At 57.6% G+C, this 21615-nt stretch carries 17 protein-coding genes; 9 read left to right on the top strand and 8 right to left on the bottom strand.

The window, feature by feature from the left end; translation table 11 throughout:
• Window positions 1–4: 4 nt before the first annotated feature.
• From OP500_RS10325 to trmB, 7 genes are all read left to right on the top strand, one after another.
• Window positions 5–2371, top strand: a complete 2367-nt coding sequence (locus OP500_RS10325) for a replication endonuclease (RefSeq protein WP_274070896.1) — start codon at window positions 5–7, stop codon at window positions 2369–2371.
• A gap of 37 nt (window positions 2372–2408) precedes the next feature.
• Window positions 2409–2636 carry a DUF4224 domain-containing protein gene (locus OP500_RS10330; RefSeq protein ID WP_274070897.1) on the top strand — a complete coding sequence of 76 codons (228 nt, stop codon included), beginning with the start codon at window positions 2409–2411 and terminating at the stop codon, window positions 2634–2636.
• A gap of 4 nt (window positions 2637–2640) precedes the next feature.
• The gene (locus tag OP500_RS10335; RefSeq protein WP_274070898.1) at window positions 2641–3693 is read left to right on the top strand and encodes a tyrosine-type recombinase/integrase; all 1053 of its coding nucleotides are present in this window, start codon (window positions 2641–2643) and stop codon (window positions 3691–3693) included.
• 181 nt (window positions 3694–3874) lie between these two features.
• The gene (hfq, locus tag OP500_RS10340) at window positions 3875–4165 is read left to right on the top strand and encodes an RNA chaperone Hfq (protein ID WP_238745841.1); all 291 of its coding nucleotides are present in this window, start codon (window positions 3875–3877) and stop codon (window positions 4163–4165) included.
• A 128-nt stretch (window positions 4166–4293) separates the two neighbouring features.
• A complete protein-coding gene (hslO, locus tag OP500_RS10345) occupies window positions 4294–5181 on the top strand; it encodes an Hsp33 family molecular chaperone HslO (protein WP_238745839.1) in 888 nt (295 codons plus the stop codon).
• A 129-nt stretch (window positions 5182–5310) separates the two neighbouring features.
• Complete coding sequence (locus OP500_RS10350; RefSeq protein ID WP_274070899.1) at window positions 5311–6153, top strand: class II glutamine amidotransferase; 843 nt, start codon at window positions 5311–5313, stop codon at window positions 6151–6153.
• A 106-nt stretch (window positions 6154–6259) separates the two neighbouring features.
• Window positions 6260–6970 (top strand): tRNA (guanosine(46)-N7)-methyltransferase TrmB, encoded by a 711-nt coding sequence (gene trmB / locus OP500_RS10355; protein ID WP_238745834.1) that lies wholly within the window; start codon window positions 6260–6262, stop codon window positions 6968–6970.
• 174 nt (window positions 6971–7144) lie between these two features.
• Here the strand turns inward: trmB and nhaC are convergent, their stop codons facing one another.
• The 6 genes from nhaC to cyaY all read right to left on the bottom strand — a co-directional run bounded on the left by nhaC (window position 7145) and on the right by cyaY (window position 12318).
• The gene (gene nhaC / locus OP500_RS10360; protein WP_274070900.1) at window positions 7145–8542 is read right to left on the bottom strand and encodes a Na+/H+ antiporter NhaC; all 1398 of its coding nucleotides are present in this window, start codon (window positions 8540–8542) and stop codon (window positions 7145–7147) included.
• Window positions 8543–8794: 252 nt separating this feature from the next.
• Window positions 8795–9436 carry a 3-isopropylmalate dehydratase small subunit gene (leuD, locus tag OP500_RS10365; RefSeq protein WP_274070901.1) on the bottom strand — a complete coding sequence of 214 codons (642 nt, stop codon included), beginning with the start codon at window positions 9434–9436 and terminating at the stop codon, window positions 8795–8797.
• Between the two features lie 76 nt (window positions 9437–9512).
• Window positions 9513–9734 carry a hypothetical protein gene (locus tag OP500_RS10370; RefSeq protein WP_238745828.1) on the bottom strand — a complete coding sequence of 74 codons (222 nt, stop codon included), beginning with the start codon at window positions 9732–9734 and terminating at the stop codon, window positions 9513–9515.
• A gap of 123 nt (window positions 9735–9857) precedes the next feature.
• Window positions 9858–10220, bottom strand: a complete 363-nt coding sequence (locus OP500_RS10375; RefSeq protein ID WP_238745827.1) for a VOC family protein — start codon at window positions 10218–10220, stop codon at window positions 9858–9860.
• A gap of 120 nt (window positions 10221–10340) precedes the next feature.
• Window positions 10341–11750: a 3-isopropylmalate dehydratase large subunit gene (gene leuC / locus OP500_RS10380; RefSeq protein ID WP_238745947.1), complete on the bottom strand. Its 1410-nt coding sequence runs from the start codon at window positions 11748–11750 to the stop codon at window positions 10341–10343.
• Between the two features lie 241 nt (window positions 11751–11991).
• Window positions 11992–12318, bottom strand: a complete 327-nt coding sequence (cyaY, locus tag OP500_RS10385; RefSeq protein ID WP_238745945.1) for an iron donor protein CyaY — start codon at window positions 12316–12318, stop codon at window positions 11992–11994.
• 129 nt (window positions 12319–12447) lie between these two features.
• Here cyaY and lptM point away from each other — a divergent pair, with 129 nt between their 5' ends.
• Window positions 12448–12660: an LPS translocon maturation chaperone LptM gene (lptM, locus tag OP500_RS10390; RefSeq protein ID WP_238745826.1), complete on the top strand. Its 213-nt coding sequence runs from the start codon at window positions 12448–12450 to the stop codon at window positions 12658–12660.
• The gene (gene lysA / locus OP500_RS10395; protein ID WP_274070902.1) at window positions 12657–13883 is read left to right on the top strand and encodes a diaminopimelate decarboxylase; all 1227 of its coding nucleotides are present in this window, start codon (window positions 12657–12659) and stop codon (window positions 13881–13883) included. Before lptM ends, lysA begins: the two co-directional genes overlap by 4 nt.
• 123 nt (window positions 13884–14006) lie before the next feature.
• Here lysA and OP500_RS10400 read toward each other — a convergent pair whose 3' ends face one another.
• Entirely contained in the window at window positions 14007–15737 is a 1731-nt protein-coding gene (locus OP500_RS10400; protein WP_407659221.1) for a Pycsar system effector family protein, read from the bottom strand.
• Window positions 15738–16085: 348 nt separating this feature from the next.
• Window positions 16086–21356, bottom strand: coding sequence for a RecQ family ATP-dependent DNA helicase (locus OP500_RS10405; protein WP_238745822.1), 5271 nt, complete (start codon window positions 21354–21356; stop codon window positions 16086–16088).
• Window positions 21357–21615: the final 259 nt, after the last annotated feature.

The following is a 21615-nucleotide window of genomic DNA, read 5'->3' on the forward strand; positions in this document are numbered from 1 at the left end:
TGAAATGTATCTATCCGACCGATCCGCCGATATCGACGCCGCCTATCAGTACTGGGTGGCGCCGCGTCTTGCCCAGCTGCCGCCGAAAATGGGTGCGGCAGCGGGCAGACGCTGGCAGCGGATTGCGCAAACGGAAAAATACGACTGGCGGGAAAAGGCCGACGGCTGGTTATCGTCTGCGCTTAGACGTATCCGGCACGAAACCGCCAAGCTCAATGACGGCTGGGATTTGTCTGTGGGCGACGGCGAAATTTGCGCCGAAGCCGAACGGCTGGCAGCAAAGTTCCGCGAGCGCGCCATGCGCGGCTGGAATACCGAGCAAATGATGCGCGCCGCCCATCAGCACGGTGTGGACTGTGAAGCGGTGTTTGCCGAACAAATCAAACGTAAATGGCTGCACGGCATCAGCAACCGCCTGCAGGCGGAGAAATGGTGGCGCGGCTTTCTGCGCCGCAATGTGCGGCGCAGCCTGGAAGCGGTTGCCCGCCGCGATCTGAATCTGGTCAACAGTCGCCGAGACCTGTATGTGAGCGACGACGGCTTTGCCCGCTGGCAGAGCCAGCGCCGCCGTAATCAGGCACTGCTGGCCACCTTGAAGATGATTAACGAGATGGGGCAGGAATTTGCCCTAAGCGAGCTGGTGGAAAAGTCGCTGGCCAATCCGAAAATCCGCAAGGCCGAACTGATGACGCGCATTGCGGGCTTTGAGTTTTGCGCCCAGGTCAACGGCGACGTCGGCGAATTTATCACCATTACCTGCCCCAGCCGTTTCCACCGCGCCCACCGCAAAAACGGCGCAGAAAACAGCAAATACGACGGCAGCAGTCCGCGCGATGCTGCCGAATACCTGCAAAAGGTATGGGCGCAAATCCGCGCGGCACTCAAGCGCGAAGGGGTGGAGATTTACGGCTTCCGCGTGGCCGAACCGCATCACGACGGATGCCCGCACTGGCACGGGCTGTTTTTTATGCCCGAGTGCCTCCGCCGCACGTTCCGCCGCATCGTCGCCCGCTATGCCGTGCGCGATGACCGCGCCGAATTGGGGCTGGACTATTTTGTCAGCAAAAAAGCGGCGCAGCAGCACGCCCGCGCCGTTCAGGCTGCCTGCTTAGCGCGCGGCGACGCCGTGCCGACGCTCAAATCGCTGCTCTCGGATGCGGTGATGGAAGCGGATTTTTGGCGGGAGCCGGATTGGAAAACCTATCACAAGGTCAGCGCCCGCGTGCTGTTTAAGAAAATCAACTGGAACATCGGCAGCGCGGCAGGCTACATCGCCAAATACATATCGAAAAACATCGACGGCGAAAACGCTTTCGGCGAGAGCATCGGCGATACCGACGAAGCATGGGGCACGGCCGCCACCGACGCCGCCCAGCGGGTGATGGCGTGGGCATCCATCCACGGCATCCGCCAGTTTCAGCAGGTGGGTGGGCCGCCGGTGAGCGTGTGGCGCGAACTGCGCCGCGAAGGCATGACTGAAGACGCCGAAGAAAACCTGATTTTGGCCGCGCAGGCCGCAGACCGTGGCGACTGGGCGAAGTTTGTCGTGCTGATGGGCGGCGTGCTGGCCAAGCGCGACGAAATGGCCATCCGTCTATACAAAGAAGACGGCGGCCACGCCAATGCCTACGGCGAACCGCGCGGCGCGGAAATACGCGGCGTGCTGGATGCCGAAACCGGTACCGTCAAAATCAGCCGCATACACGAGTGGGTAATCGCCTATGCCGCAGGGCAGCAGGCAACGGATGGAGCTTCGGCAAACGGCCGCACAGCGGCCGCTTGGACTGGTGTCAATAACTGTACGGAATCGACGCGGCAGCCTGAAAACGGCGCAAATAGTGAAGAAACGTTAAGAAAAACAGAGCCGGCAGCCATATCGAATGAAGAAAGCAAACGCCGCCGCCAGCATGATTTGCTGAAACAAGTGAATGAACTCGAGCAGGAACTGGCGCTGGCAGAAAGTCCGGCGCTCATTAAAGTGCTGGAGATGGAGTTGGAACTGTGCCGCCACACGCTGCACGGACTGGACAGGCCGCTATCGCCGCTGGCCGATCCGGCTTTGCGCTGGGACATCATGGTGCAGGCGCAAGAAGAAAGCGAAAAACAGCGGTTGCAAAGCGACGCCCGCATTGCCGTGCGCGATTACATCGCCCTGCTCGACGACATGATGCCGCCGGTATGGCAGCGCCACGACGAACCCGGCCCGTATGTGGCGATTCCCACCACACGGGCGAGCCGCTGGCCGCAACCTAAAACATACGACAGCGCCTACAGCGTACTGGCCGACGCCTGCGATTTGGTCAAACAGACCGATGCCCTGCTCGCATCATGGGCAGCGCAGGATTTGGACAATAACGGATGGGATGCCTGATGCAGGCAGCCTGAAACCACAATCGGAGAAGCAAAACATGGATACTGAACCGTTTTTTCTGACCGAAAATGAAGTCTGCCAGCTGACCGGATACAAGCAGCCGGCCAAGCAGCGCGAGCATCTGCGGCGCATCGGTATTGCGTTTACGCCGTCGGCCAGCGGCAGGCCGGTTGTCTGCCGCAGCACGGTGGAAGGAATCAGAAGTAAAAAACAGCCGGCGGCCAAACCGCAAGCGCAATGGCGGCCGGCAATTATGAAAGGATAAGAGCATGGGCCGACGCCCTACAGTCAATCTCAATCTGCCAAAAGGAATGCGGGCGCGAAAACGCACCCGCAAAAACGGAACGGTGGTTACCTACTATTTTTACGACGGCCGCGATGAAAACGGCCGTCGTAAAGAATATCCGCTGGGCACGGATTATGTACTGGCGGTGCAGGAGTGGGGCCGGCTGGAGCAAGAGGGCAGTCAGGCAGCGGCAGCCGCAACGTTTACCGCTGCGGCTGCGCGCTATACCGCTGACGTGTTGGTACATCGGGCGGAGAATACGCAGAGAAACAGCCGCCTGCTGCTGAAAAACCTGATCTGCTTTTTTGGCAATCCGGACGCGCCGCTAGACCAAATCCAACCGCAGCACATCCGCCAGTATCTCGATTGGAGAAAAGACAGCCCTGCGGCGGCAAATATCGAAATCGGGCTGTTTGTAACCATCTTCAACCACGCTCGCAACATAGGTTATACCTCGGCAGCCAATCCGGCATCAGGCGTGAAACGGTTTCCCAAGAGCCGCCGCGACCACTATGTCGAAGACCGGATTTTCCGGATGGTTTACCAACATGCAGACCAGCAGATGCGCGACTTGATGGATATTGCCTATCTGACCGGGCAGCGACCGGTGGATATTGTCGGCATCAACAGCAGCCAGATCGTGGACGGTATCCTGCACATTACGCAACAGAAAACGGGAAAGAAGCTGCGGTTTGAGATTTCAGGCAGCCTGAAAACCATCTTTGACCGCATCTGCCCGCCCGAAACACAAGGCAACTTGTTCCGCAACGCACGCGGCGGTGCACTGACAAGGAGTTTGCTGGCAAAAAACTTTCTCGCATTGCGCAGAAAGCTGATTGCCCAGTACCCCCAAATGAGTGAAGAGCTGGAAGCATTTCAGTTCCGCGATCTGCGTGCAAAGAGCGGCACAGACCTATACCTTGCCGCCGACCGTAATGCTGCTAAAGAACAACTGGGACATTCGTCGGAACAGATGACAAACACCTATATCCGAAAAGGGAAAATTATCAAACCAATTATCCAGCCGGTAGGTTAGTTTGCGGAACATTCGCGGATTTGCGGAAAAACAAATAGGAAAGATTTAATTAAAATCCTATTTCATTTCAAAATATTAAATACTTTGATTGTCCTTTAAGAGCATTCCACGATACAATCGCCCTGTTTTTCAGGCGTTCGCGCCTTTTTTAACGCATCATAACAATAATCGGAGTCCCAACATGACAGCCAAAGGCCAATTACTGCAAGACCCTTTCCTGAATGCCCTGCGCCGCGAACACGTTCCGGTGTCCATCTATCTGGTAAACGGCATCAAACTACAAGGCCAGGTTGAATCTTTCGACCAATACGTTGTGCTGCTGCGCAACACTTCCGTTACCCAGATGGTTTACAAACACGCCATTTCCACCATCGTTCCCGCCCGTGCCGTCAGCCTGCAGCACGATGTGCCCAAAGCATCCACCCGTCCGGCCATGCAGCAGGTGGAAACCGCGCCCGACGCCGGCCAGTAAGCCGCAACACGCCGCCGCCCGCCTTTTACGGCGGGCGTTTTTTATCGCGGCGCATTTGCCGCTGCCGACGGCTTGATTTTCAGGCTGCCCAAACCCATATCGCCGGCTCTGCACACATTGGAACCATCATGCACACTCCCGAAAACGACATCCGAACCCGTTTTATTTTCGACAATATGCCGGTGCGCGGCGCCCATGTCCGGCTCGACAGCGTTTGGCAGCACATTGTCGGGCGCAAGCACTATCCGGCCGCCATCCGCCGCGCGCTGGGCGAACTCTTGGCCGCCGGCGCCCTGCTCTCGGGCAATCTGAAAGAAGCCGGCACGCTGATTCTGCAGGTGCAGGGTCAGGGCGTGCTGAAAATGCTGGTGGTCGAAGCCACCTACGGCCGCACCTGCCGCGCCACCGCCCGCTGGGACGAAGACGCCGCCATCGCCAACGACGCCGGCCTGGCCGAACTGCTGGGCAGCGGCGGCGTGTTCGTCATTACCCTGCAGCCTGAAAACGGCGAAACCTGGCAGGGCATGGTGCCGCTCGAAGGCGGCAGCATCGCCGCCATGCTCGACAGCTATATGCTGCGCTCCGAGCAGCTCAACAGCCGCTTTGTGCTCGCCGCCGACGACAACAACGCCGCCGGCCTGCTGCTGCAGCGCCTGCCCGGCCACGACAGCGGGCAAGATAACGCCGATTGGCAGCATCTGGATACGCTGGCGCAAACCGCCACTGCCAAAGAACTGCTTGAGCTGGATGGACAAAACCTGCTGTACCGCCTGTTTCACGAAACCCCGCCGCGCGTTTTCCCCGAAGAAAATATGGAATTTGCCTGCAGCTGCTCGCGCGCCAAAGTGAGCGATATGCTGCTGCTTCTGGGTGCCAAAGAAGTCGGCGACGTAGTGGCCGAAGAAGGCAGCATCACCGTAGGCTGCGATTTTTGCAACGAAAAATACACTTTCGACGAAGAAGAAGTACAAAACCTGTTCGGCGACGCCGCACTCAGCCGCGCCACCATCCAGTAGCGCCGGCCGGCTGTGATAAGATTGGGCAGCCTGAAAGCACCGCGTTTTACGTTTTCAGGCTGCCTTTTATCCAGCCCGGCCTAATCTTTCAGGCAGCCTGAAAAAACCGACCACTTCCAAGGATTCATCATGTGCCAACTTCTGGGCATGAACTGCAACGTGCCCACCGACATCGCATTCTCGTTCGAAGGCTTCCGCATGCGCGGCGGCCTGACCGACCGCCACACCGACGGCTTCGGCATCGGCTTTTTCGAAGGCAAAGGCCTGCGCCTGTTTCTCGACGACAAACCCTGTGCCCACTCCCCCGTGGCCGATCTGGTCAACAGCTACCGCATCAAATCCACCAACGTCGTCGCCCACATCCGCAAAGCCACCCAGGGCCACACCACGCTGGAAAACACCCACCCCTTCCAGCGCGAGCTGTGGGGCGAATACTGGCTGTTTGCCCACAACGGCAACCTGAAATCCTTCAACCCGCCCGCCGGCAAGTTTTACCACACTGTCGGCAACACCGATTCCGAGCGCGCCTTCTGCCACATTCTCGAATCGCTGCGCAACCGCTTCGACACCAAACCCGCCACCGACGTGCTCTTTGATGCCGTGCGCGAGCTGACCGAAGAAATCCGCGCACACGGCATGTTCAATTTCATTATGTCCAACGGCGAAATGATGTTCGCCCACGCCAGCACGCTTTTGTTTTACATCGTGCGCAAAGCCCCCTTCGGCCAAGCGCAGCTGGTGGACGACGATCTGGCCATCGACTTTTCCCAAGTGACTACCCCTGACGACCGCGTCGCCGTTATCGCCACCCTGCCCTTGACCGCCAACGAACACTGGCACCAGCTTGCCTGCGACGAACTGGCGCTGTTTCAGCACGGCGACGTTATCCTGCGCAGCCTGCCGGAAAACCCCGTTTATCTCAGCCGCGAAAAAGGGCTGGAAATCGCCCGAAGCCAGGGCGTGGGCTATTGATTCAGCCTTTTCAGGCAGCCTGAAAAGCCTTGCGCCATACTTTTCAGGCTGCCTGTTTTAAACCACCCCAAGCAGCCTGAAAACCCAAACCACGGAAAACCACACCATGACCGACATCCCCCAACAGCCCGATAACGCTGCCGACAGCGGACAACGGCGCGGCATCAAATCCTTCGTCCTGCGCCAGGGCCATATGACCGCCGCCCAGCAGCGCGCTATCGACGAAAACTGGCCGCAGTTCGGCCTGGATTTTCAGGCTGCCCCCGTCGATCTGAACGCCGCTTTCGGCCGTGATAATCCGAAAGTCCTGGAAATCGGCTTCGGTATGGGCACCGCCACCGCCGAAATCGCCCAAAGACTGCCGGAAAAAGACTTTCTCGCCATCGACGTCCACGGCCCGGGCGTCGGCAACCTGCTCAAACTCATCGCCGAAAACCAAATCACCAACATCCGCGTGATGCGCCACGATGCTGTGGAAGTCGTCGAATCCATGCTCGGCGAGAGCAGCTTGGACGGCATCCACATCTTCTTCCCCGACCCCTGGCACAAAAAACGCCACAACAAACGCCGCCTGATCCAAGCCCCGTTTGTTGCCAAGCTGCTGCCCAAACTCAAAAGCGGCGGCTACATCCACCTGGCCACCGACTGGCAGGAATACGCCGAGCAGATGCTGGAAGTCTTGAGCAGCTTTGCCGAACTGCAAAACACCGCCGCCGACTACGCGCCTACCCCGTCTTACCGCCCCGAAACCAAATTTGAAGCGCGCGGCAAACGGCTGGGACACGGCGTGTGGGATTTGGTGTTTGAGAAACGCTAAGCAGCCTGAAAGTTCATACAAAAGGCAGCCTGAAAGCCAAAATCCGGCTTTCAGGCTGCCTTTGGCTTTGTCCGCACCAAGATATACGGAACGCCCATCACCGCCTGCGGTAAAACCAAAAAAAGCAGCCTGAAAAACCTTTCAGGCTGCTTTTGGGCGCTTTGCCGCAATCAATTAAGCGCTGCGTTCGGGTGCATCCTGTTTGCTCAGGGTTACGCCGGTAAAGCCGAACAGCAGAGTCAGCAGCAGGCTCAGATAGCAGAAAAAGGCAAACGGCAGATAAGCGAGCACCGGCACGTTCAGCACTTTGGCGATAAACACACCGCACACGCTCCAGGGTACCAGCGGGTTGATCACCGTGCCGGCGTCTTCCAGCGTGCGCGACAGGTTGCGCAGGTGCAGGCCGAGTTTGCGGTAGATGGGTTTGAAGGTTTCGCCGGCCAGCAGCAGGCTCAGATACTGCTCGCCGATCAGCACGTTCACGCCCACGCCGGTCAGGGCGACGGTAAAGGTGGCGCGGCCGGCGCTGATAAGAAAGCGCTGCATGGCGGCCAGCAGTGCCGGCACCACGCCGAGAGCAAACAGCAGTCCGCCCAAACTCAATGCCAATATCACCACGGTTTGGGTGAAAAACATGCTTTCCAAGCCGCCGCGCGATACCAGCTTGGCAATGTCTTCGGGAATGCCGTCGATCGTGAAGCCGGAGAAGAACCAGCCGCCCAGCTGCTCGAGTGACGGCGCGGAATAAACGTAGGTCAATCCGACAGACAGCAAAACAACGGCAATCATGGTTGCCACGGCATCAATCTTGCGCATCGCCATCAGCACCAAGAGCGCAAAGGGCAACAGCGACCACAAATGCACCAGCCCGCTTTGCGCCAGATGCTGCTGCAGGCGCAGCACCTGATCAAGGCTGCCCGAATGCAGGCCGGGCACCAGAAAGGCAAAGGCAAGAGCCGAAAGCAGCATCGCCGGAATGGTGGTGTAGCCCATGTTTTTAATGTGCTCGAACAAATCAACGCCCACGGTGGCCGCGGCGATGGTGGTGGTATCGGAAAGCGGCGACATTTTGTCGCCGAAAAAGGCGCCGGAAACCACCGCCCCCGCCGTTATCGCCGGCGAAGCGCCGAAGGCTTCGCCCATGCCCATAAAGGCCACGCCGACGGTGGCGCAGGTGGTCAGGCTGCTGCCGATGGCCACGCCCACCAGCGAGCACAGCAAAAAGGCCGACAGATAAAAATACTGCGGCGAAATCAGGTTGAAGCCGTAATACATCAGCGTGGGAATCGCGCCGCTCATCATCAGCGCCGACACCAGCAGACCGATGAAGAAAAACAGATACACCGCGCCCATGCCCTGCTCCACCGAAGCGGCCATGCGTTTGGACATAGGCTGCCACATCACACCGCGCACGCGGCCGTAAAGCAGCAGCAGCACAATGGAAAGCAGAATCGCCAGATGCGGCACCCAGCCCAAAGCGATGATGCCGACGCCCATCACGGCAATCTGCACCGCCATCACGGTAAAGGCTTCGCCCAGAGACAGGCTGAGTAAGGATTGTTTGGATAGCATATTGGTTCGTTGTGTGTAAGGAAGCATTAAGTCTAACATTTCCGCCGCAGCAATGGCGCACCCGGGCAGAAATACCAATTTAAGCGAAGATTTTTAGCATTAAATCGCATGAAATGGGTTTGAATAATACTTCAAAGCAATTTCCATAAACTTTAAAACGTATAATTAGACGATTATTCCAATCGGCATGCTTTAAAACACAAAAATACGGTTTCAGGCAGCCTGAAACCGTATTGTGCCGTTTATCTGCTATCAGCCGTGAAACAGCCAGGGCTGGCTTTGGCGGCGTTGTGCTTCAAAGGCTTTGATTTCGTCGGCGTGTTGCAGGGTCAGGCCGATTTCGTCCAAGCCGTTGAGCAGGCAGTGCTTGCGGTGTTCGGTAATATCGAAAGAGAAAGACTGGCCGGAAGGGGTGGTAACGGTTTGTTTTTCCAAGTCGATATCAAGGCGGTAGCCTTCGGTAGCTTCTGTTTCTTTGAATAACTGATCAACGGCTTCTTCGCTCAAAACAATGGGCAACAGGCCGTTTTTGTAGCAGTTGTTGAAGAAGATATCGGCGAAGCTGGGGGCGATCACGGCGCGAAAACCGTAGTCGTCCAGCGCCCACGGCGCGTGTTCGCGCGAAGAGCCGCAGCCGAAGTTTTTGCGCGTGAGCAGGATTTGCGCGCCCTGATAGCGCGGCTGGTTGAGCGAAAAATCGGGGTTGAGCGGACGGCGGCTGTTATCCATGCCCGGCTCGCCGTGATCGAGATAGCGCCATTCGTCAAAGGCGTTGGGACCAAAGCCGCTTCGTTTGATGGATTTGAGAAACTGCTTGGGAATGATGGCATCGGTATCGACGTTGGCGCGATCAAGCGGGGCAACGATGGCGTGGATGCGGGTAAAAGATTTCATGGTGGTTCCTGTGTCTGTATGGATTTTACGCTTCAGGCAGCCTGAAAACGGCTTTCAGGCTGCCTGACAGGCGGTTTTACTCGGTGGCGTCTTCGATTTTCTCGCCTACGTTCGATAGGCCACGGCCGACGGCGTTGCCGCCTTTGCGTACCGCTTCTTTGGTTTTGTCCCAGCCTTTTTCCAGACCTTCGCCGGTGCGCTCGACGTTACGCGCGGTGTCTTCCTTCGCGCCGTGCCAGGTGCTGGAGCAGGCGGCCAAACCCAAACTGAAAAGTGCCAATGCGAATACTTTTTTCATAATCGTTCCTTATTTGATGTTGTCGATACAGACACATGGCGAACCATGTGTTTTTGATTATATCGGCAAACAGACGGCGCGCAAGGCGGCACTTTCTGCCGCGCGGCGGCCTTTACACGGTATTTACTTCTGCGAATACAGGCCGATGCGGTTGCCTTCGCTGTCTTCGACAAAGGCGGCAAAACCGTTGGCAATCGGGAATTTTTCCTGCAGCAGTTTGCCGCCGTGCGCCACCGCGGTTTCGGCTGCCGCCGTGCAGTCTTCGCAGGTGAAAAACAGCGTGGAACCGCCGTAGGCCGCGGGATTGGCGCCTTCATCCTGCCAGATCATGCCGCTGACGCCGTAGTGCTGCCAGTCGGTGCCAAAGAGATAAAAACGGCCGCCGGCGATTTCCTGCAGCGGCAAGCCGAATACGTTTTCATAAAAAGTTTTGGCGCGCGCCATATCCTGCGCGTGAATGCCGAACCAGCCAACGGGATTGTGCATAAGGTTTTTTCCTTTTTTAAACGAGATTAACGGTTTTTTAACCGAAGTTTTACATTTTAGGCAGCCTGAAAGCCGAAGGCTGCGCCCAAACGCCTTTCAGGCTGCCTTATCGGATTGCCATCACACCATCGTGCGCACGTCGGTAAAGCGGCCGGTTACCGCCGCTGCCGCCGCCATTGCCGGGCTGACCAGATGCGTGCGTCCGCCGTTGCCCTGGCGGCCTTCAAAGTTGCGGTTGGAAGTGGACGCGCAGCGCTGGCCGGGGGTGAGGCGGTCGGCGTTCATCGCCAAACACATCGAGCAGCCCGGTTCGCGCCATTCAAAACCGGCGTCGGTAAAGATTTTGTCCAGGCCTTCCGCTTCGGCCTGGCGTTTGACCAAACCCGAGCCGGGCACGATTAACACGCGCTGCACGTTATCAGCCTTTTTGCGGCCTTTGGCGACGGCGGCGGCTTCGCGCAAATCTTCGATGCGGCTGTTGGTGCACGAGCCGATAAACACGATGTCCACCGGAATGTCCGCCAGCGGCGTGCCCGCTTCCAAGCCCATGTATTCGAGGGCGCGCTCCATGCCGCTGCGTTTGACGGGGTCGGCTTCGTCGGCGGGGTTGGGCACTTTGCCGCTGATGTCGAGCACCATTTCGGGCGAGGTGCCCCAAGTTACCTGCGGCTCGATGTCTTCGGCGCGGAAGGTGTAGGTTTGGTCGAACTTGGCGCCTTCGTCGGATACCAGCGTGCGCCAGTATTCGACGGCTTTGTCCCACGCTTCGCCTTTGGGCGCGAAGGGTTTGCCGTGCACATAGTCGATGGTGGTTTGGTCCACCGCCACCATGCCCGAGCGTGCGCCCGCTTCGATGGCCATATTGCACAGGGTCATGCGGCCTTCCATCGACAGGCTGCGGATGGCTTCGCCGCCAAACTCGATGGCGTAGCCGGTGCCGCCGGCGGTGCCGATTTGGCCGATGATGTAGAGGGCGATGTCTTTGGCGGTAACGTTCGCTTTCAGGCTGCCTTGCACTTCAATCAGCATGGATTTGGACTTTTTGGCGGTGATGCACTGGGTGGCCATGGTGTGTTCGACTTCGGATGTGCCGATACCGTGTGCCAATGCGCCGAATGCGCCGTGGGTGCTGGTGTGCGAATCGCCGCAAACAACAGTCATCCCCGGCAGCGTCGCGCCCTGCTCGGGGCCCATCACGTGCACAATGCCCTGGCCTTTGTCCATAAACGGGAAATACGCCAGCGCGCCGAATTCTTTGATGTTTTTGTCCAAAGTGTCCACTTGCAGCTTGGAAATCGGGTCTTGGATGCCTTTGTCCCAATCGCCGGTGGGGGTGTTGTGGTCGGCGGTGGAGACTACGCTGTCAATGCGCCAGAGCTTACGCCCGGCCATTTTCAAGCCTTCAAAAGCTTGCGGGCTGGTCACTTCGTGCACCAGATGGCGGTCAATGTAGAGCAGCACGGTGCCGTCTTCTTCTTCGCGGACGACGTGGCTGTTCCAGAGTTTGTCGTAAAGGGTTTGTGCCATGATTTTCTACTTTATTATCGTGGGGTGGTTCGGGTAAAACGGAAACGGATTTTAGACTTTTTGGATAATATTAGCAATAGCTGTTTTTGCCGTTTTTATTTTTTACTTTAATTTGGACATTTTGTCCTTTCAGCTGCCTGTAGCGGCACAAGGGCAGCAGGCCGGACAAAATACATACGCAGGCAGCCTGAAAGCCCTGCCGGCGTTTTCAGGCTGCCTGCGGGGCAGGCGGGCGTCCTGGGTTTTAGTTTGGCGCGCTGATTCGTACGTCTTCGCCGGCGGTTGCGGCCAGCACTTCGCTCAAAACCTCGAAAAACTCGCGGCCGTCGCGGGTGGCCAGCCAGCGGCCATCCTGTTCGGCAAAATGATAGCCGCCGCTTTTGGCGGCAATCCACAATTCGCGGTTGGGCGTGTGGCGGTTCACCACCACCTGCGTGCCGTCGCCGGCTTCGATGGTCAGCACGTTGCCGCTGCCCATGCAGTCCAAATCCCAACCGCCTTCGTCGATTGTGTCTTGGATGTGGGCAAACAGGCTGTCGGAAAGTTGCAGAAATTCGGTTTCGTTCATAATCGTGATGTGGTTCGCAGGGTTTTGCTTTAAGATGGCGAGCTTTTGACCGCGGGCGGAAAAAAGACGCGCATCTTGCCACATTTCAGGCAGCCTGAAAACGCAGTCCGCCCGCTTGCGAAAGGAAAACCGATGAAACCCCTTGCCTTGTCCCTGATGCTGCCGCTGCTGCTTGCCGCCTGCGGCTATAAAGGCGACCTTTACCTGCCGCGCGAAGGCGACAAAAACAAATTCGGCCCGGTGCAAACCGGCCTGAGCAAACCCGAATTCAAAAAACGCCCTGCCATCAAGCAGCCTGAAAAAACCGCTTCCGAACCCGCCCCACACTCAGAGAACCAACCATGAGCCAAACCTCCGACCAAGTCTCCTACGAAGCCCTTGCCGAGCGCTTCGGCACCCCGCTTTATGTTTATGACGCCGACGAACTCACCCGCGCCCACGAGCGCTACCGCCAAGCCTTCGCCGGTCTTGACCCGCTGATCTGCTACGCCGTCAAAGCTAACAGCAACCTCAGTATCCTGCGCCATTTTGCCGAACTGGGCTGCGGCTTCGACATCGTTTCCGGCGGCGAACTGGCGCGCGTGGTTGCCGCCGGCGGCGATCCGGCCAAAACCGTATTTTCCGGCGTCGGCAAAAGCCGCGACGAAATCCGCGACGCTCTCGAAGCCGGCATCAAATGCTTCAACATCGAAAGCCTGCCCGAAATCGACCGCATCGAAGCCATCGCCGCCATCAGCGGCCACATCGCGCCGGTATCGCTGCGCATCAACCCCAACATCGATGCCCAAACCCACCCCTACATCTCCACCGGTCTGCGCGACAACAAATTCGGCATCGCCATCGACCAGGCCGAAGAAGCCTACCGCTACGCCGCCTCGCGACCGCATCTGCGCGTGGTCGGCATCGACTGCCACATCGGCTCGCAGCTGCTGGACTTAAGCCCGCTCGAAGAAGCCTGCGCGCGCATTCTCGAGCTGGCCGACCGTCTCGAAGCCGCCGGCATCCGCCTCGAACACATCGATTTGGGCGGCGGCATCGGCATCGTGTACGACGAAAACAGCGAGCGCGAACCTGACTTAACCGCCTACGCCCAAACCGTCTCCCGCCTGCTCTCCGGCCGCAGCCTGAAACTGCTGCTCGAACCCGGCCGCAGCCTGTGCGGCAACGCCGGCGTGCTGCTTACCCGCGTCGAATACCACAAGCGCCACCACGGCAAAAATTTCCTGATTGTCGATGCCGCTATGAACGATTTAATGCGCCCCGCCCTGTACCAGGCCTACCACCGCATCGAAACCCTCACCCGCCGCGGGCAGCCTGAAATCACTGCCGACATCGTCGGCCCCGTGTGCGAGAGCGGCGACTTTTTCGCCAAAGACCGCACCATCGCCGCTACCGAAGGCGATCTGCTGCTGATCCACAGCGCCGGCGCCTACGCTTCGAGCATGGCCAGCAACTACAACACCCGCCCCCGCGCCGCCGAAGTGCTGGTCGAAAACGGCCAAGCCCGCCTGATCCGCCACCGCGAAAACATCAAAGCCATGCTCGCCGCCGAGCTGCCTTGTTTGTAAAACCGCCACATCAATTCAATTACGATAACAGGCAGCCTGAAAGCCGTTTTTGTGCTTTCAGGCTGCTTTGAATCAAAAATATGCCCGATACGTCTGTGTATCGGGCATATTTTTCAGGCTGCCTTAATCGCGGCCGATTTGGTTGTAATCGACCAGCATGTATTTGGCGGTCATGTTTTTCTTGGCATCGCCCTCGTCGGCCATCAAAAGCAGGCGCTGCTGGCCGTTAATATTGACGGAATCGACGGCTTCGACGTTGGTCATGTGGTGCAGATTGGGCAGGTTGATTTTTTTCGGCTCGTCTTTGGGATTGCCGCTCCATTTCCACAGGGTCGAAGATTTCTCGCCGGTGTCGCCTTTGACTTCGTTGGCAATGATGTAGGCTTTGAGCACGGGGTCGTAATTGAGCGAGCGGATACCGCCGCCGTCAATGTCGAGTATCGCCACTTCGTCAAACACCGGTTTGGCGTTTTTCTCCATCATTTCTTTGGGGTTGCTGATGAAAGCTATCAAAGCCATATTGTTGAACTCGGGATCGCGAAAGCCCAGCACCAGCCGTTTTTTAACCGGATCGTAGGCCAGGCCTTCGATATTGATTTCGTCGAACACCACATCGGCTTCGTCTCCAACCGCTTCGCGGATCAGATCGTGCAGCTCTTTGTCTTTTTCCAGCGCTTCACTCAGGCCGTCGTAGCTGGTGAGGCCGACGATGTCGCTGCCCTGCACTTTGAAGCGCATCAGGTGTTCGCGGTCGGGCGAGCGCTGGCCTTTGCGGTTGCGCGAATGGGAAGTCATGGCGTAGACAAAGCCTTCGTCGTCGCGGGTCATGGCTTCAAGGTCGTTGAGTTTGCGCTTGAAGCCTTTGATGATGCGGGTATCGAGCGCTTCGTCTTCGACAAAATGGCCGTTGGCGTCGATGCTGATGATGCTGAAAGCGTGGTTGGGTTCGTCTTCGGCAATCATAATGCGCCCGTCGGGAAGCTGCTGGGCGGCGGAAGGCTCGTACACGCCGTTAAACATATTGATGCCCATGGTGCGCAGTTCGGCCAAATTGTTTTGCTGCGGCGTAGCAAGCGAGGGCACGGCTTTGACGCCGATAAAGGCCGCCAGCGAAGCCAGCAGCCCCCAGCGGAACACGGCGTAGGATAAATTGATGTATTTAAACTGCTTGTCCGCCAACAGGCCGAGCCAGTAGAGATGGTCGCTCATTTTCCGATAGACCTGCTCGCGGTCGTTCATAATGCCTTGGATTTTCTGCCAATGCTCTTCACGCGGCAGCTTGACGCGGTCTTCATAAATCAAAACATTGGCTTCGTCGCCGAAAAAGCGGTTGTTTTCCGTTTTCCACACCCGCTCTTTAAAGTCAGAGAGCCCTGCTTTGCGGCGGAACAGGTCTTTGATCCACTCGCGAAAAGCCTGCAGGCGGCCGATGCGCTCGGGTGAGGCCGACAGCAGCGCAAAAACAATAGACGCCGCAGCGGTAACCATAAAAGTGCTGGCCGGAATCAGAAATTCAGGCGAGGAAGAAAAGATAAACGCACCGGAAATCATCAGCGCCGAAACGATAAAACCGTTGAGCGAAATCATAATATTGGCTTTAGTAGCCGCCAGCGCCAGCAGTTCCATCTCCGAGCGCACGGCATTGCGGAACATGGTTTCCACGCCCTTATTGGTGCCGATCTGATCGGCAGATGCCGCATTCTTTCCGGCCTTGCCTTTCTTTTTCTCCTTTTTGCGCCCGGCTTTCTTTTCAGGCTGCTTTTCGCTACTGCCGGTTTCAGCAGTTTCGGCGTTTTCAGGCTGCTTTTTGGCGCTTTTATCAAGCGTTAAACCGTTTTCAAGCTGCTTCTGCATTTCCGGCGGGATATCGCTTTCAGGCTGCCTGAAAGCATCGCCGTGCGCCGTTTCCGTTTGATCGCCGGCACGGCTTTCGCCGCGCACTTCCAAATCTTCAGGCTGCCCGAAAGCCGCCGGCTGTCCGCTTTGCTGATATTCCATATTGTGCCTCCGTATCGGTACAAGTTCACAAAATGCCGGCCGATTCTAAATGAATCTGCTTCAAATTCCCGACTCGTTGAAAATAATTTACATAGCGGCAGGATATGTAGGCAAATGCACCGAACGCTTAACAAAATCACGCAAAAAGCAGCCTGAAAGCGTTTTTCGTGCTTTCAGGCTGCTTTTTATGCGGATGGTTGGGGCTTACGGCGTTTTCGGCGGAATTTCCAAACGGGGGATGACCACCACCCATTTGTCCAGCTCTTTGGGAATCCTGGCATCGCGTGCTTCGTCTTCAGGCGGGTAATAAACGCAAAAGCCCTCGACAAAGGCGCGGATGCGGCCGTTCAGCGCGGGATCGGCCAATTCGGGAATACGGATGTTCCGAGCCAGCTGCGCCACCGCAAAGTTGCCGCTGCAAAACTGGTAATTTTTGCCGCGCAGACGGATGTCCAGCTCGTCGCCGGTTTTCAGGCTGCTGACCTGCCGCAATACTTCTTTAATATTCGCCAGCTGCGGTTTGCCGCGGCCGGCTTCCGTTTCGTCGCGCACGGTAAAGCCGATATCCAATTCGCCACCCTTATCCAATTTGCTGCCGAACACCGACAGCACGCGGTATTCGATATCCAATTCCGGCAGCGGCGAAAAGTCTTGCGCCACGGTTTCAACTTCACTATTTGCCAATTTTTCTATCCACAGATGACGCGGCGTGCCCTGCAGCAGCGTCAGGGTTTCGATGGCGCGGGTCATGGCAACGTAATACAGGCGCTGCTCGCTTTCTTCTTCGCTGCGCCAGCCGCCGTCCAACACGAAAACGTGTTTGAACTCCAATCCTTTGGCCGCATGGGCGGTGCCGACAAACAAACCTTCGTTGTGGCCGTCGCTGTCATTGCCGACGTATTCGTAAAGCCAGTTGCGCAAAAAGGCCTGGGCAAAACCGGGGCGATCGTCTTTCAGGCTGCCTGAAGCGGGATATTCGTGCTCGAAGTCTTCGGCCATTGCGGCAAACAGTTTCTGCCACGACGCCGCTTCGCTGCGGCTGCGGATGATTTCGACAAAGCGCTCGGGCGCAACGGTTTCGCCTGCTTTTTCCAAATCGTCGAGCAGGCGGACAAATTCGCGGCTGCATCTTAAGGGAATGCCGCCGTCGTCTCGGGGCAGAAAATGGGGAATGCCGTTTTGCCGGCACCAGGCTCGCACCGGCTGGAGTATTTTGTGTTCGCGCGCCAGCACGGCGACATCTTGGTAACGGAATCCGTCCAAACGCCGCAGCCTTTCGATTTCCGCCATAAGCGCCTGCGCCTGGATATTGGCGGCCGCTTTCAGATTGCCGGTACGCGGCAGCCTGATAATGCGCACGCGCCCCTGCCGATCGGGGTCTAGCTGCGCCCATTTGCCGCCGGCGTTCTGGGCGCGCCGCTCGGGATCGACAATAATCGGATGCAGCGCTTTCAGGCGCTCGGGCATGCTTTGGATCAGGCGGTTGGCGGCATTGACGATATGCCGGGTGCTGCGGTAGTTGAAGGTCAGATAGTCGAAAGTTTCCACGCCGTAATCCTGCTGGAAGCAGCGGATGTAGCGGTTGCTGGTTTGGCGGAAGGAGTAGATGTTCTGGTCGTCGTCGCCCACCGCCAGAATCGTCAGTTTGTCGTCTTCGCCGGCAGAGCGGCCGGCCAGCGCCGATACCAGGCGGTAGTGCTCTTCGCTGATGTCTTGGTATTCGTCCACCAGAATATAGCGAAAGCCGGCCATGATGCGGTCACGCGCATTATTGTCTTCGCTGTCGGCACCCGCGCCGCTTTCCAGCAGCTCGGCAGCCTGAAGACACCATTGCTTGAAACGATCGCTGTCTTTTTCCTGCGTGTTTCTCGGTTTTTTGTTGTCAAAACGCACGCCTAGCAGCCGCATCGCCATCGCGTCGTAAGTGAGCACGGTAACCGCGGCGGCAATGCTGCCGGTGAGCGCAAACAGGCGGCGCTTGATTTCCTGCGCGGCCAGGCGGTTGTAGGCCAACACAATAATCGAAGCCGGATCGGCATGGCAGACTTTGAGCAGATAGGCAACGCGGTGGACGATTACCCGCGTTTTGCCCGAACCCGGGCCGGCCAAAACCAGGCGGTTGCGGTCGCTCTGGTCGGTAACGACGGCTTTTTGCGGCTCGTTGAGCCCTTCGGTAATCCGTTTGTAGGTTTCCTGCGAAACCGGCTCTTTCAATTCGTTGAAGCGGCCTTTGAACCATTTGTTTTTGAACTGGTCTTCACGGGTCTGGAAATAGTCGCGCACCAGCTCCAAGCCGCTTTCGATGCTTTTCAGCGCGCGCAGGGCGTATTCCTGCATCACATGGATTTGGAAGCGCTTTTCGCCGTAAAACACTTCCAGCGGACGGTAGTCTTCTTTCAGATACTGCCGCTTTTGCTCCAGCGCCGTTTTGTCCAGGCGGATGGTCATGGCATGGCGCAGGATGCTCATGCCGTGGTTGAGTTTGAACACCGAAAGTTTGTGCATAAACAGCAGCGCCTGCTTGATCAGGACTTCGCGGCGGGATTCGGGTATCGAACCGGATAGCTCCAGATCGCTGCCGATGCAGCGCACCAACTCGCCCATGCTGGTTTCAACCACCACGTCTTTAGCGCGCAAATCGGTTTTGGCGGCGAGAAAAGGCAGCACGCACAAACATATCCGGCGGCGCAGCGCGGCATTTTCCTGCAGGGTTTCCCAAGAATCGCGGTTGTTTTTGAAACGCACCCTGAGAATATTGTTGCCCGCATTGCGGATATCGAAACTGCCGCTGCTTAGGGCGTCTGCCGCCGCTTTGTCGTAGGCCAGCGATTCCATCATCAGCTTGATGTCGGCCGGAAGCAGTTGCTCGAAGCCGGCTTCGTGCATTTTGTGGCAGGTTTCGCTTAGAGAAAAATTCTGCGGACGGCCGGTATCGGCGGCGGGGATTTCGTTTTTGAGAATCTGCCAGAGCTTTTCTTCTTGGGCGATCACTTCCTGCAGGCGCTTGAGCGACGAGCGGGCGGCGTCGGTGCGCAGGTTGACGGTCATTTTGGTGTCGTTGGTCAATACGCCCAATTCTTCCAGCGCTTTCAGGTGGCCGCGCAATTCGGTGAAACTGCAGGCGGTGGCCTTGCCCAGCTCGTCGGTACTCAAAGGCTCGTCGTCGGATGCATCGAAAACGATTTCGGCGATGGTGCGGTAGAGTTCGCGCTTGCGCTGCGGCAGATCGGCTTTTTCGATTTTGGCCAGCGCCTGCTCGAGATTCAGGCTGCCTGAACGCGCCGGGAAAATGCGGGTTTGGTTTTCGCTGCGCTCGAGCATGCCGGCGCGCTCCAGCCATGCCAGCGCGGTTTTGACTTTGGTGTCGGCCTGGCGGTCGTCGCTGTCAAAACTCATATAACTCTCGGTATCGCGCAGGATTTCGCCGCCGCTGACCACCAAATCGTCGTCGCTGCTTTTGCCGGCATTGGCCTTGTCCAGCAGCTTGAGCTTGCTCCATACCGACTTCAAATCGCGCGGCTCGATTTGCGATGAGCGGTTGATGCGAAACTGCACATCCACATCGTCGCGGTCAAACAGCAGCACACATTTGGCATCCTGCTGATCGCGCCCCGCCCGCCCCGCTTCCTGCAGGTAGTTTTCCAGCGAACCGGTGATTTCGGCGTGCACCACCAGCCGCACATTCTCTTTGTCCACCCCCATGCCGAAAGCATTGGTGGCGACAATCACGCGCAGGCGGTCGTTGAGAAAATTGTCTTGGATTTCGGTTTTAAGGTGGGTGAGCAGCCCGGCATGGAAGTACTCGCACGCCCAGCCCTGCTGTTTGAGCCATTCGGCGTATTGCTCCGCGCTTTTGCGCCGCGACACAAATACCACCGCGCCGCCCGCCTGATGGTCGAGTTCGCGGTGCAGCAGGCGGTCGATATGCTGGCGTTTGGAATCGTCGCTTGCTTCGAGCACTTCGTAAAACAGGTTGTCGCGCTCGTTGCCGCCGATAAACTGCTTAAACTCAATGCCCAGCTCTTTGCGAAAATGCTCGGTAATGTCCTGCAGCACATCGGGTTTGGCGGTGGCGGTAAAACAGCTCACCGGCGCCAGCTCGCCGGTTTTTTCTTTGCGCTTGGCGATGAATTTGGCGGCATACAGATAATCGGGACGGAAATCGTGCCCCCATTTGGACAAACAATGCGCTTCGTCGAACACCCAGCCGTTGATCTGGCGGTGGGCGATGGCCTGGATAAAGCTGCTGTTGCGAAACTGCTCGGGCGCAACAAACAAAATACCGATATCGCCCAAAGCCACTTTGTCCAAAACATCGGCGCGCACGGTAACCGGCAGCATGCCGTTGAGCATGGCCGCACCCGAAATATTGCGCCGCGCCATGCCGTCGGCCTGGTCTTTCATCAGCGACTGCAAGGGCGAAACCACGATCGTCAGCCCGCCATTGCGGTAATAGCGGTTGACGGCGGGAAGCTGGTAGCACAGCGATTTTCCGCCGCCGGTGGGCAGCACCGCCAGCACATGCTGCCCCTGCATGCCCGCCCGCACAATGGCTTCCTGTCCGCCGTCTATGCCCTTCACTTCGCGAAAGGCAGGCAGGCCGAAATAATGATCCAATTGAATTTTCGGGTTAAGGATGTCGCGGCAGTAGCGGCATTCGCTGTCGCCGCAATCGTGGTCGCGAAATTCGGCAATCAGCCGCGCGGTATCAGGAAACTGGTGGCGCACCCACGGCGCCAGCACCGAATTGCCGCCGGAGACACTCAGCCAGGAGAGCGCGTAGGCCAGCGGTATATAAAGTTCGGGGCGGTGGATGTCTTCTGCCATCAGCTTTTTGAAACGGGTTTTGCAGGCTTTCAGCCCCTGCCCGGCATCGTCCTGCACCATCGCCCAAATATCCTGAATCAGGCGGGGGATGTCGCGCTCTGCCGCCTGCTCCGGCCGGCCGCAGGCATCGGGAATGACGATTTCGCCGTCCTGCCGGTAGGGCAGCGCGCCAAACAGGCGGCAATAGACGGCAAATTCGTCCGGCCGCGCCGCAAGCATCTTGCCAAAAGCCGTGCATTGGTCCTGAAAAAGCTGCCAGCAGGCGCGGCAGTCGGCTTCGGGGGAGTTTTTGGCCGAAGAAATGATTTTGTGGTTTTTAATCAGACGGTGGTAGGGATTCTGCGGAAAGGCCAAGGGCGACAGGCGCAGCGTGTCGATAACCGGCAGCGCCAGCCACGGCGCGGCGGGCGCAGCATCGCGCAGATAGCGCAAATCGTGTTCGAGAATATTGTGCCCCATCAGCCAGTGGGCGCCCTGTGCCAGCGGCGCCAGTTCTGCCAAAGCAGCCTGAAAACTTTTCAGGCTGCCGGTAGTGCGTTCAAACCCCTGCTCCAAATCGGGGCGGTAGGCACCAATTTTGAATACGGTGTCGGTGCGCGGATCAACTTCCAAATCGACAATCAAAACGGCGGGCAAAGTCGGCTTCATAGCGGGCGGCGGCAGGTGTCGGCAAAGGGCGCAAATATAGCACAGGCACCGCTTCAGGCAGCCTGAAAAGGCAGCCTGAAAGCCGCGGGTGTGGTTTTTCAGGCTGCTTGGGTTTGCAGGCAGCCTGAAGTTGGCATATAGGACAAAAAAGGTGCTAAAAATCGCTGCAAGCCTTATGCTGCAAGGCTTTAAGCGGGGTCAAAACCTTTGAACACAAAAAATGCTTTTTCTGCGGCTCAAAACAGGTCAAAAAGAACGG

Origin of the sequence: Kingella sp. SNUBH-2017 (assembly GCF_028680565.1) — a bacterium.
GTDB classification, from domain to species: Bacteria; Pseudomonadota; Gammaproteobacteria; order Burkholderiales; family Neisseriaceae; genus Kingella_D; species Kingella_D pumchi.

Bases quoted from the DNA above. Each gene is read 5' to 3' on its own strand.
- OP500_RS10325 (WP_274070896.1), top strand. From the start codon at position 5: ATGTATCTATCCGACCGATCCGCCGATATCGACGCCGCCTATCAGTAC.
- OP500_RS10330 (WP_274070897.1), top strand. From the start codon at position 2,409: ATGGATACTGAACCGTTTTTTCTGACCGAAAATGAAGTCTGCCAGCTG.
- OP500_RS10335 (WP_274070898.1), top strand. From the start codon at position 2,641: ATGGGCCGACGCCCTACAGTCAATCTCAATCTGCCAAAAGGAATGCGG.
- hfq (WP_238745841.1), top strand. From the start codon at position 3,875: ATGACAGCCAAAGGCCAATTACTGCAAGACCCTTTCCTGAATGCCCTG.
- hslO (WP_238745839.1), top strand. From the start codon at position 4,294: ATGCACACTCCCGAAAACGACATCCGAACCCGTTTTATTTTCGACAAT.
- OP500_RS10350 (WP_274070899.1), top strand. From the start codon at position 5,311: ATGTGCCAACTTCTGGGCATGAACTGCAACGTGCCCACCGACATCGCA.
- trmB (WP_238745834.1), top strand. From the start codon at position 6,260: ATGACCGACATCCCCCAACAGCCCGATAACGCTGCCGACAGCGGACAA.
- nhaC (WP_274070900.1), bottom strand. From the start codon at position 8,542: ATGCTATCCAAACAATCCTTACTCAGCCTGTCTCTGGGCGAAGCCTTT.
- leuD (WP_274070901.1), bottom strand. From the start codon at position 9,436: ATGAAATCTTTTACCCGCATCCACGCCATCGTTGCCCCGCTTGATCGC.
- OP500_RS10370 (WP_238745828.1), bottom strand. From the start codon at position 9,734: ATGAAAAAAGTATTCGCATTGGCACTTTTCAGTTTGGGTTTGGCCGCC.
- OP500_RS10375 (WP_238745827.1), bottom strand. From the start codon at position 10,220: ATGCACAATCCCGTTGGCTGGTTCGGCATTCACGCGCAGGATATGGCG.
- lptM (WP_238745826.1), top strand. From the start codon at position 12,448: ATGAAACCCCTTGCCTTGTCCCTGATGCTGCCGCTGCTGCTTGCCGCC.
- lysA (WP_274070902.1), top strand. From the start codon at position 12,657: ATGAGCCAAACCTCCGACCAAGTCTCCTACGAAGCCCTTGCCGAGCGC.
- OP500_RS10400 (WP_407659221.1), bottom strand. From the start codon at position 15,737: ATGCAGAAGCAGCTTGAAAACGGTTTAACGCTTGATAAAAGCGCCAAA.
- OP500_RS10405 (WP_238745822.1), bottom strand. From the start codon at position 21,356: ATGAAGCCGACTTTGCCCGCCGTTTTGATTGTCGATTTGGAAGTTGAT.